9 protein-coding genes are annotated in these 10,267 nt (G+C 75.9%); 1 reads left to right on the top strand and 8 read right to left on the bottom strand.

Annotation, left to right across the window (positions count from 1 at the left end; all coding sequences use genetic code 11):
* Window positions 1-6: 6 nt before the first annotated feature.
* From AOK18_RS11840 to AOK18_RS11865, 6 genes are all read right to left on the bottom strand, one after another.
* Window positions 7-1,014 (bottom strand): Rieske (2Fe-2S) protein, encoded by a 1,008-nt coding sequence (locus AOK18_RS11840; protein WP_055694304.1) that lies wholly within the window; start codon window positions 1,012-1,014, stop codon window positions 7-9.
* Window positions 1,011-2,129 (bottom strand): phytoene/squalene synthase family protein, encoded by a 1,119-nt coding sequence (locus tag AOK18_RS11845; protein ID WP_099048866.1) that lies wholly within the window; start codon window positions 2,127-2,129, stop codon window positions 1,011-1,013. Before AOK18_RS11845 ends, AOK18_RS11840 begins: the two co-directional genes overlap by 4 nt.
* Entirely contained in the window at window positions 2,116-3,708 is a 1,593-nt protein-coding gene (crtI, locus tag AOK18_RS11850; RefSeq protein ID WP_055694305.1) for a phytoene desaturase family protein, read from the bottom strand. Before crtI ends, AOK18_RS11845 begins: the two co-directional genes overlap by 14 nt.
* Window positions 3,705-4,847 carry a polyprenyl synthetase family protein gene (locus AOK18_RS11855; RefSeq protein ID WP_055575175.1) on the bottom strand — a complete coding sequence of 381 codons (1,143 nt, stop codon included), beginning with the start codon at window positions 4,845-4,847 and terminating at the stop codon, window positions 3,705-3,707. The genes crtI and AOK18_RS11855 overlap by 4 nt, the downstream gene beginning before the upstream one ends.
* Before the next feature lie 226 nt (window positions 4,848-5,073).
* Window positions 5,074-5,961 carry an SDR family oxidoreductase gene (locus AOK18_RS11860; RefSeq protein ID WP_055694306.1) on the bottom strand — a complete coding sequence of 296 codons (888 nt, stop codon included), beginning with the start codon at window positions 5,959-5,961 and terminating at the stop codon, window positions 5,074-5,076.
* Window positions 5,962-6,087: 126 nt separating this feature from the next.
* Complete coding sequence (locus tag AOK18_RS11865) at window positions 6,088-6,303, bottom strand: hypothetical protein (RefSeq protein WP_055575171.1); 216 nt, start codon at window positions 6,301-6,303, stop codon at window positions 6,088-6,090.
* Between the two features lie 396 nt (window positions 6,304-6,699).
* Between AOK18_RS11865 and AOK18_RS11875 the strand changes: the two genes are divergently transcribed.
* Window positions 6,700-7,614 (top strand): HipA family kinase, encoded by a 915-nt coding sequence (locus tag AOK18_RS11875; protein WP_055574905.1) that lies wholly within the window; start codon window positions 6,700-6,702, stop codon window positions 7,612-7,614.
* 46 nt (window positions 7,615-7,660) lie between these two features.
* On the opposite strand, the gene aceB is transcribed toward AOK18_RS11875, so the two are convergent.
* Window positions 7,661-9,286: a malate synthase A gene (gene aceB / locus AOK18_RS11880; protein WP_055694308.1), complete on the bottom strand. Its 1,626-nt coding sequence runs from the start codon at window positions 9,284-9,286 to the stop codon at window positions 7,661-7,663.
* Window positions 9,287-9,509: 223 nt separating this feature from the next.
* The gene (locus tag AOK18_RS11885; RefSeq protein WP_055694309.1) at window positions 9,510-10,202 is read right to left on the bottom strand and encodes a nucleotidyltransferase family protein; all 693 of its coding nucleotides are present in this window, start codon (window positions 10,200-10,202) and stop codon (window positions 9,510-9,512) included.
* Window positions 10,203-10,267: the final 65 nt, after the last annotated feature.

The following is a 10,267-nucleotide window of genomic DNA, read 5'->3' on the forward strand; positions in this document are numbered from 1 at the left end:
GGCCGCTCAGCCCGGGAACCGTCCCGTGCTGCGCAGTGCCCAGCGCCGCTCCGCGTACGCCAGGTCGTCGCGCCACAGCCGGCCGGCCGTCCGGCGCATCAACGGGCGCAGGGCGGGCGCGGCGGCCCGTGCCAGCGCGAACCCCCTCCGGTCCGAGGCCGCGACGACCGCCTCGACCACGGCGGTCCGCGGCCGCTCGTCGTCCTCCCCGGTCAGCGGCGTGGCATGGGTCTCGACCACGGACGTGGTCCCCTCGCCCTCGGTGATGCGCATGACGACCGTGCGCGGCCCGGGAGCGGTGAACTCCGCCCGGACCGGCACCACCAGCCTGCCGGTCACCCGGAAGGAGACGTCGACGACGAAGGCGTCGTCCTCCTCGCCCTCCGGGGGCCGGGCCACCGTCAGGTCGACGAACGAGTAGGGGTGGAACCAGGAGCCGTGCCACGGGTCCAGCCGGTTGGCGACCACGTCCTGCGGCTCGCACGTCCCCACCGCGGTGAACACGGCGTCCACCCCGCTGCCCGCGGTCGGCCGCACCGGCACCGGGGGCCGCTCCGTCGGCTCCTCACCGCCGACCCGGTCCAGCCGGACCCACACCAGCACGCCGTCGTCGTGGACGGGGTACGGATCCCAGCCGGCGGACGGGCCGCCGTCCAGGGCCAGTCCGTGCCAGTGGCACACCAGCGTGCCGCACACCACCCGGCTGTCGCGCAGGGGGGCGCCGAGGTGCGGGCAGACCCCCGGACCGGCGCGCAGCCCGCCCGCGTCCGTCCGCCACAGCACGACCTCGACCCCGCCCACCGTACGGCCGTACGGACGGCCGCCGGCCCGCACGTCCCGGGAGGCACCGACGACGAACCAGTTCCCGGAGGGACGGGCGGAGGCCCGCTTGAGGACATCGGCGATCAGCGCGGGGCGCGCCTCCCGCCAGGTCGGCTTCTGCGTCGCCCAGCCGGTCCGGCGGCGCCGCCGCACCGGCGGTGTCCAGCCGGACCGGTTCGCTGCGTCCCTCACCGCACGGATCCCTTCCGTCGAAGTGCCGCGCCGGCCCCACCGGGCAGGTCGGTCCCGCCGGGCAGGTCGGTCCCGCCGGATACGGCAGACCCGCCGGATGCGGCGGTCCCACCGGACGCGGCGGACGGGCCGGACGGGCTGGACCCGCCGGAGCCGGGCGCACCGGGCGTCCGGTCCGCGGTGCGGGCACGGAGCCGCGCCCGCGCGATGTGGACGGCGCCCGCCGCGGCCGTGGCCGCCCGGCGCCCGCGCGACACCACCGCCCGGCGGTGCAGCACCGTGTACCCCTGCTCCGCGATCGCGTCGAGGATGCCGCGGTAGAGGACGAACGCGGTACGGATGCAGGGGCGCACCCGCGGGTCGAGCATGGCGATGCCCGGCTCCGCCGCCCGGTAGACCTTCCTGGTCATCGCCTCCGCGGCGGCGAACGCCGCGCGGATCCGCGCGTCGCGGCGTCCGGTGCGCCGGCTCCACTCCAGCAGGGGCCGGTCCACGCCGTGGGCGGCGAGCAGGTCCGCCGGCAGGTAGACCCGGCCCCGGTCCAGGTCCTCGCCGACGTCGCGCAGGAAGTTGGTGAGCTGGAAGGCCACCCCGAGGTCCGCCGCGTGCGGCGCCGCCTCCTCGCGCGAGGTGACCGTGCCGAGCACGGGCAGCATCTGCAGCCCGATCACCGCCGCCGAGCCGTGCATGTAGGCGCGCAGGTCGGCGTAGGTCGGATAGTCGGTGACGTGCAGGTCGCTGCGCATCGAGGCCAGGAAGTCGGCGAACAGCGCGTGCTCGATGCCGTACCGGGCGGAGGTGTCGGCCACGGCCCGCACCACGGGCTCGTCCCCGCCGCCCGTACGCAGCCCGTGCGCGAGGTCGCCCTCCAGGCGCCGCAGCAGCAGGTCCCGTTCCTCCGGCGTCCGGGGCCGGCCGAGGTCGTCCACGATGTCGTCCGCCCAGCGGGCGAAGCCGTACAGGGCGTGCACGGCGGAACGGCGTTCCACCGGCAGCAGCCGGGTGGCCAGGAAGTAGGTCCTGCCGTGACGGGCGTTGAGCCGTCTGCACCGGGTGTAGTCGGCGCGCAGCGCGGGATCGGTGATCCCGGCGGCGTCCAGTTCACGACGGGTCATGGCTGCCTTTCTCGGCCGGGAGCACGGCGGCACGCGCGGCACGCGGTGGTGCCGGACGGGCGTGGACGGAGTGGACGGGGCGAACGGGGCGGGCGGAACCGCCGCCGGTGACGCGCGCGGCGGCGAGCTTGCCGCTGACGAGCACCGTCGGCACGCCCACGCCGGGGGTGGTCCCGCAGCCGGCCAGCACGACGTTCTCCAGGCCGCGCACCATGTTGCGCGGGCGGAACGGACCCGTCTGGGCGAACGTGTGGGAGACCGAGAACGGGCTGCCCGCCGCGTGCCCCTGCGCGGCCCAGTCCAGCGGCGTCACCAGCATCTCCTCCCGGACGCTGTCCGCGAATCCGTCCAGGCCCCGGCGTTCCAGCTCGGCGACCAGGCTGTCGCGGTAGCGCGGCCCCAGGTCCCGCCAGGCGGCGGCGGAGGGCCCGACGTCGGTGTTCGGGCACGGGGCCAGCACGTAGTGGAGGTGCTCGCCCGGCGGGGCCAGGGCGGGATCGTGCGTCGTCGGCCGGGTGATCAGCAGGGACGGGTCGCTCATCAGCCGGCCCGTCCGGGTCAGCTCCTCGAAGGTGCGCTCCCAGGCGGTGCCGAAGGAGAGGGTGTGGTGGGCGAGGCCGGGCCAGGTCCGGTCGGTGCCCGCGTGCAGGACCACCGCGGACGGCGCATGGCGCAGCCGCACCGGGCGCCGGGGGGCGCGCCCCAGCAGCCGGTGCGCGGTGGACAGTTCGCAGGTCAGCACCACCGCGTCGCAGGCGATCCGCTCGCCCGACGCCAGACGCACGGCGCGCACCCGGCCCGCCGAGCGCTCCAGCCCGGTCACCTCGGACGACCAGCGCAGGTCGGCGCCCGCCCCGGCCGCCGCGTCGGCCATGCCGCGGGGCAGCGCGTGCATGCCGCCCTCGGGGAACCAGACGCCGGCCACGGTGTCCATGTACGCGATCACCGCGTAGGCCGCGAGGGCCCGCGCCGGGGCGACCCCGGCGTACAGCGCCTGGAAGGAGAAGACCCGCTGCAGCCGGGGGTCGGAGAGGAAGCGGCCGATGCGGCGGTCCAGCCGCCCGAAGCCGCCCAGCGCCGCCAGGCGCGCCAGGTCCGGGTGCAGCAGCTGGAAGGGCGAGTCGAAGTTCGCGTCGATGAACCGGTCCATCTGCGCCCGGTACAGCCGCTCCAGCCATTCGCGCAACCTGCGGTAGCCGGCCGCCTCGGCCGGCCCGGCGAACCGCCGGACCTCCGCCTCCATGGCCTCGCCGTCGGTGTGGACGTCGAGCGACGTCCCGTCCGCGAAGGACGCCCGGTAGGCCGGGTGCAGGGCCGTCAGCCGGACGTGCCGGGCGAGGCTGTCGCCGACGGCGGCGAACGCCTCGTCGGCCAGGTGCGGCATGGTCAGCACCGTGGGACCGGTGTCCACCTCGTAGCCGCCGAGGCGCACGCGGCCGGACCGGCCGCCGGGACCGGCGTCCCGCTCGACCAGCGTCACCCGGCGGCCGGCGCCCAGCAGGTGCAGGGCGCACGCGAGGCCGGACAGCCCGGCACCCACCACGACGACGTGATCCGTCGCCCCCGCTACCGTTCTCACGCGGCCTCCCCGGTCCGCCCCGGGGCCACGCCCGACGCCCGTTCGACCAGCGCGGCGAACTCCCGCCGTACGGCGGGGTCCGCGCCGGAGCCCGCGAAGTGCCGCAGGCTCGTCGCCGCCAGCTCCGTGATCCTGTCCTCGACGACCGTCCACGCGCCGGTCCGCTCCAGTGCCGCCCTCATCCGCTCCACGGTCTCGTCCGAGCGGGCACCGGCGCGCGCGCCGAGCACGTCGGCCGCCTCCCGGTCCCCGGAGGCCTCCGCGAGCCGGAGGCCGACGGCGAGCAGATAGGTCAGCTTGCGGGTCCGCAGGTCGTCCCCGGCCGGCTTGCCCGTCAGGTCCGGGTCGCCGAAGGCGCCGAGGAGGTCGTCGCGGAGCTGGAAGGCCAGCCCCGCACACCGTCCGGCCGAGCGCAGCGCCTCCAGGGTCCGCGCGTCGGCGCCGGCCAGGGACGCGCCCAGCGCCAGCGGACGCTCGACCGTGTACAGGGCGCTCTTGAGCGTGGCGATGCCCACCGCCTCGTCGACACCGGACGACCCGGCCGCCTGCGCGTGGATGTCCCGGTACTGCCCCGCCACCATCTCGCCGCGCATCGCCCGCCATTCGCGGTGCAGCTGCGGGCCGTACGGCGAGCCGAGGGCCGTCTCGGTCAGCAGGTCGTCCGCCCAGACCAGGGCCAGGTCGCCGGCGAGCGTCGCGGCGGACGCCGCGAACGCCTCGGGCGGGCCCGTCATCCGCGCGGCGCGGTGCATGGCGGCGAGGTCGACGTGCACCGCGGGCGCGCCCCGGCGCAGCGGCGAACCGTCCATGAGGTCGTCGTGGATGAGGGCGCACGCCTGCACCAGCTCGAGCGCGACCCCCGTGCGCAGGAGCGCCGCGGCGTCGCCCGAGCCGCCCGCGGCCCGCCAGCCGCACCACGCGAACGCCGTACGCAGCCGCTTCCCGCCCCGCCGGACGAACGCGGTGACCCGGCCGGCGACGTCACGCGCGAACAGCGGGTCCACGGCACGGGCCCGGCACAGCGCCTCGTCGAGGACGTGCCCGAGTTCCGCCTCGACGGCGCGGACGGCGTCGAGGGCCGTGCACGGACCGTCGACGGGCCCGATCGGTTCGGCCACGGTGGGCCGGGGTCCCCACATGCACAACCTCTTCTCACTCTCGGTCACCTGCACACCAGTGCTTCCGCCGAGCGCCCTGGCGCGGATGCGCTGATTCCTGCCCGGTGCGGGGCCCCTCCCGGAGGACGGTCACTCCACCGGCCCCACGACGCGGGTGTCCTGGCGGTCCGTCACCCCGGGGGCGCACCCGGCGGAGCGCTCGCGGGAGCGGCTCGATCCGGACGGGAGAGGACCCGGCCGGGCGGCCCTAACGGGGCGGGGAACCCGCCTGGTCGGCCCGGCCGCCGGCGCCGAGCAGCCCCGTGGCCTCGAACGGCTCCCGGGCGGCGAGGCGCGGCAGCTCACGCCGCGACAGCATCGTCACCACGGGGGGCATCGCGGCGCGCACCAGCTGGACCGACCGCAGCCAGCGGGGCACGTACACGGACGGGCGGCGCCGTTCGGCCGCGGTGACCAGCCGGCCGGCCACGTACGCGACGGGGTACACCTTGCGCGCGGGCGGCGGCATGTGGCCCCGGAGCTCCCGCAGCACCGCATACGCGTCGGCGTCGCGGATCATGTCGGTGTCCGTCCAGTTGATGTAGGCGATCCCGACGCCCACGTTCCGGTGGGCCACCTCCGCCCGCAGCGAGTGGGCGAACGCCTCGACCCCCGCCTTCGACGCGCAGTACGCGCTCATCATCGGGGCCGCGCCGAAGGACGCGAGCGACGCGACCTGGAGGAAGTGGCCCCGGGTCTCGAACAGGTCCCCGAGGAACGTCCGGGCCGTGACGGCGCTGCCGATCAGGTTCACCTCGATCACCCGGCGCCAGACCGCGGGATCGGACTCGGCGAACGGGCCGCCCTCGGCCACTCCCGCGTTGGCGACCACCAGGGAAGGGGGCCCGAGCCGCGCACGGATCCCCGCGGCGGCCCGGGCCATGCCCCGGTCGTCCGTGACGTCGACCTCCCAGCACGCGGACGCACCCGCGGGCAGGGAGTCCACCACCCGGGCCAGGGTGCTCTCCTCACGGCCGAGCAGCGCCACCCGCGCACCCCGGCCGGCCAGGTCGCGGGCCATCGCCGCCCCCAGCCCGCGGGCCGCCCCGGTCACGACAGCTGTCCGTCCGCGCAGCGGACTCCCGGTGACCGGCATGGAACGTTCCTCTCCCGCGGGGGCACCCCCTCCGCTCACGGTAGGGCCGGCCGCCGCCGTCGGCATGCGGGGCGCCACCGCGCCGGCCGCACGACGGCCCCCCGAGCCGCCGAGCGACGCCCGCCGTCACTTCTCGTAGGTGGACAGGGCCAGACCGAGGGCGAAGAACGTGGGAGCCCACTCACCGACGAAGATGCCCAGGCGGTCGGCCCGCTCCTCGCCCTTCCTCTCCACGCTCAGCGAAGCGCACCAGGCGACGACGGACATCCCGATGGAGACGAAGCCGGCGGCGTAGGCGTGCTCGGCACGGATGCCGGACTCGTGCAACTTCTTGACGATCATGAAGGACCTCTGCTTTCGGAACGCGGGGACGGGATCCGCTGTCCACCCCATCCGGACGCGCCGGGCGACGCGCTCCGACGACGGCCATGCGGCCCAACGAATCCACCCTCCGGCCCCGGCACGGCCCTGCTTCGCGCCCCGGAGCGGCGACCCGGGCGTCCCCGGCCGGTTCCCGCGCCGGTGCCCCGGCCGGCCGGGAACCCGGACGTGCGGGAACGGCACCTCGCGCGGCCCGTCGGGAAGACGCTCCGCCGCCCCGGCCCCGGGGAACGCGACCGGATCCCCGGGACCGGGACCGGGGAAGGGCGCTCCGCGGCCATCGGGCGGGTCCGGCCGGCACCGGCCCGGCGGCACCGGCCCGGCGGCAGCGGCCGGGGGCTCGCGTAGCCTGGCGAGATGCTCACCGAGGTCACCGCAACCCGCTACCTCACGCCGCTGCGCTCCGGCGGTTCCGTCCCCGGCGTGTTCGAGGCCGACGACCTCGGCACCTACGTCGTGAAGTTCACGGGGTCCGCGCAGGGCCGCAAGGCACTGGTCGCCGAGGTCATCGTCGGGGAACTGGCCCGTGCCCTGGGGCTGCGGTTCCCGGAGCTGGTCCTGGTGGACTTCGATCCCGCGATCGCCGCCGGCGAGCCGCACCAGGAGGTGCGCGAGCTGCACGCCGCCAGCGCCGGGACCAACCTCGGCATGGACTACCTCCCGGGGGCACGGGACTTCACGCCCGAGGTCGCCGAGGTCTTCCCCGTCGACCCGGTGGAGGCCGGGCGGATCGTCTGGCTCGACGCCCTCACGGTGAACGTGGACCGGACCGTCCACAGCTCCAACCTGATGGTCTGGCCGACGCTCGGCGTCGCGCCGCCCCGGCTGTGGCTCATCGACCACGGGGCCGCGCTCGTCTTCCACCACCGCTGGGACGCGTCCGACCCGGCCAGGGCCTACGACTTCCGCCACCACGCCCTCGGCGGCCACGGTCCCGACGTCCGCGCCGCCGACGCCGAACTCGCGCCGAAGGTGACCGAGGAACTGCTGCGGGCCGTCACCGCCGAGGTGCCCGACGCCTGGCTCGCCGGGGACCCGGACTTCGCGACGCCCGACGCGGCCCGCGAGGCGTACGTGACGTACCTGCACGCGCGGGCGCGGGCCTCGGCCCGGTGGCTGCCGACCGACTTCCCCGACGCGGCGGAACTGGCCGCGGAGAACGCCCGCCGGGCGGCACGGACCCGGCAGGGGCGCCCGGCCTGGCTCAAGAGCGTTCCCGATCTGCACGGCAGGCCCGCGGCGGAGCAGGACTGGTCGGTGCACCTGGGCTGACCCGGGGCCACGGACCCGCCCCGTCCCGCCGCGGCGGGACGCGGTGTCAGCCCTGGAGCTGCTCGTACGCCGGCAGGGTGAGGAAGTCGGCGTAGTCCTCGTCGAGGGCGACCGTCAGCAGCAGGTCGTGGGCCTGCTGCCAGCGGCCCGCCGCGAAGGCCTCCTCGCCCAGCTCATCGCGGATCGCCGCCAGTTCCCCGGCGGCGATCCGCCGGACCAGCTCCGCGGTGACCCGTTCGCCGCCGTCGAGGACGACGCCCGCGTTGGTCCACTGCCAGATCTGCGAGCGTGAGATCTCGGCGGTGGCCGCGTCCTCCATCAGGCCGAAGATGGCCACCGCGCCCAGGCCGCGCAGCCACGCCTCGATGTAGCGGATGCCCACCTGGACCGCGTTGACCAGGCCCGCGTAGGTGGGAGCGGCCTCCAGGGAGTCGATCGCGAGGAGGTCGGCGGCACGGACGTCGACGTCCTCGCGCAGCCGGTGCTTCTGGTGCGGCCGGTCGCCGAGCACCCGGTCGAAGGACTCCATGGCGATCGGGACCAGGTCCGGATGGGCGACCCAGGAGCCGTCGAAACCGTCGTCCGCCTCGCGGTCCTTGTCCGCGCGCACCTTCTCGAACGCGACCTGGTTGGCCTGCGGGTCCCGGCGGGAGGGGATGAAGGCCGCCATGCCGCCGATCGCGTGCGCGCCCCGCTTGTGGCAGGTGCGCACCAGGAGCTCGGTGTACGCGCGCATGAACGGGGCCGTCATGGTGACCGCGTTGCGGTCCGGCAGGACGAACTTCTCCCCGCCGTCCCGGAAGTTCTTGACGAGGGAGAACAGGTAGTCCCAGCGTCCCGCGTTCAGCCCCGAGGCGTGGTCGCGCAGCTCGTAGAGGATCTCCTCCATCTCGTACGCGGCCGTGATCGTCTCGATGAGGACGGTGGCGCGCACGGTGCCCCGCGGGATGCCCGTGTAGTCCTGGGCGAAGACGAACACGTCGTTCCACAGGCGGGCTTCGAGGTGGGACTCCGTCTTCGGGAGGTAGAAGTACGGGCCCTTGCCGAGGTCCAGGAGGCGCCGGGCGTTGTGGAAGAAGTACAGCCCGAAGTCGACCAGGGCGCCGGGCACCCGCGTGCCGTCGGCGTCGGTGAGGTGGCGCTCGTCCAGGTGCCAGCCGCGCGGGCGGGTGACGACCGTCGCCAGCTCCCCGTCCGGGCGCAGGGCGTACGCCTTGCCGGACACCGGGTCGGTGAAGTCGATGGCCCGGGTGTACGCGTCGATCAGGTTGAGCTGGCCGAGGACCACGTTCTCCCAGGTGGGCGCGGAGGCATCCTCGAAGTCCGCGAGCCACACCTTCGCGCCCGAGTTGAGGGCGTTGACGGTCATCCTGCGGTCGGTGGGTCCGGTGATCTCGACCCGGCGGTCGTTCAGGGCCTCGGGGGCCGGCGCCACCCGCCAGGAGTCGTCCGCGCGGACGTCGGCCGTCCCGGGAAGGAAGTCGAGCGTGTGGGTGCGGGCGATCTCGGCGCGGCGCTCCGCGCGGAGGGCGAGGAGCTCGTCGCGCCGGGGCGTGAACCGCCGGTGCAGCTCGGCCACGAAGGCCAGGGCCGCCTCGGTGAGGACCTCCTCCTGCCGGGGCAGGGGCTCGGCGTCGACGACGGCCAGCGGGTGCGGCGCTGGTGCGGACATCAGCTGTCACTTCCTTCAGCGGGTGCGGCACCGGGCGCCGGCCGGGGTACCGGTCCGTCGGGGTGCCGGGCGGCCCGGATGCCGGTCGGCCCGGGTGCGGCGGAGAGCGTCGGGGGAGGAGCAGGGCCGAGGACGCTCCGGGCTGTGGATAGTAGTTTCCCCATCGTGGAAGCTCAACGGTTCGCCGAGGGCGTGGCGTCCGGGGCCCGCGGAGGCCCCTCGCTCACCCGAGGCGGCTCAGGTCTTCCTCCGTGTCGATGTCGTAGGCCTCGGCCACGTCCCCGCACTCGACGAGGGCGACGGCGTCCGAGTGGTCCCTCAAATAGGCGCGTGCCCCCTGGTCGCCGGTCGCGGCCGCGGCGACACCGGCCCAGTGCGCGGCCCCGAACAGGACGGGATGACCGCGTACGCCGGCGTACGCGGCCGAGATGAGGGAGTTCCGCGCCTCCCGCCCCTCTCGCGGGTCCCGTGCGGTCCACGGGGTCCGCGCGTCCTGCGGACGCCCCGTCCCCCGTGCCGCGTACGCGGCGAGGAGCCGCGCGACCGCCTGCGGGCCGATTCCGGGCTGGTCGACCAGCAGGACCAGGGCGGCCCGCGCCTCCGTGCCGGCCAGCGAGGCGAGTCCGGCCCGCAGGGACGAGCCCATGCCCCGCTCCCAGTCCGGGTTGTCCACGAGCACGCAGTCCGGCAGCTCGGCCCGCGCGCGGACCTCGTCCGCCCGCGCGCCGAGCACCACGTGCACGCGCTCGCAGCCGCCCGCGCGCAACGTCCGCACGGCGTGCTCCACCAGCGGCCGCCCGCGGTGGGTCAGCAACGCCTTGGGCCGGCCGCCCAGCCGCCGTCCGCCGCCCGCCGCGAGCAGCAGCCCCGCCACCTGCCCGGTGGCCCGCGGGGCATTGAGGTATGCAGAACGCATGACGACACATCGGACGGGCCCGGACGCGGGGCGGGCCACCGGGCAGATGGCGGGGCTGCTGCTCG

Origin of the sequence: Streptomyces prasinopilosus, assembly GCF_001419695.1 — a bacterium.
In the GTDB taxonomy this organism is placed as follows: domain Bacteria; phylum Actinomycetota; class Actinomycetes; order Streptomycetales; family Streptomycetaceae; genus Streptomyces; species Streptomyces prasinopilosus.

Excerpts from the sequence above, each read along its gene's own strand:
- AOK18_RS11885 (WP_055694309.1), bottom strand. The coding sequence starts at position 10,202 with ATGCGTTCTGCATACCTCAATGCCCCGCGGGCCACCGGGCAGGTGGCG.
- AOK18_RS11865 (WP_055575171.1), bottom strand. The coding sequence starts at position 6,303 with ATGATCGTCAAGAAGTTGCACGAGTCCGGCATCCGTGCCGAGCACGCC.
- AOK18_RS11845 (WP_099048866.1), bottom strand. The coding sequence starts at position 2,129 with ATGACCCGTCGTGAACTGGACGCCGCCGGGATCACCGATCCCGCGCTG.
- AOK18_RS11855 (WP_055575175.1), bottom strand. The coding sequence starts at position 4,847 with ATGTGGGGACCCCGGCCCACCGTGGCCGAACCGATCGGGCCCGTCGAC.
- AOK18_RS11875 (WP_055574905.1), top strand. The coding sequence starts at position 6,700 with ATGCTCACCGAGGTCACCGCAACCCGCTACCTCACGCCGCTGCGCTCC.
- AOK18_RS11860 (WP_055694306.1), bottom strand. The coding sequence starts at position 5,961 with ATGCCGGTCACCGGGAGTCCGCTGCGCGGACGGACAGCTGTCGTGACC.
- aceB (WP_055694308.1), bottom strand. The coding sequence starts at position 9,286 with ATGTCCGCACCAGCGCCGCACCCGCTGGCCGTCGTCGACGCCGAGCCC.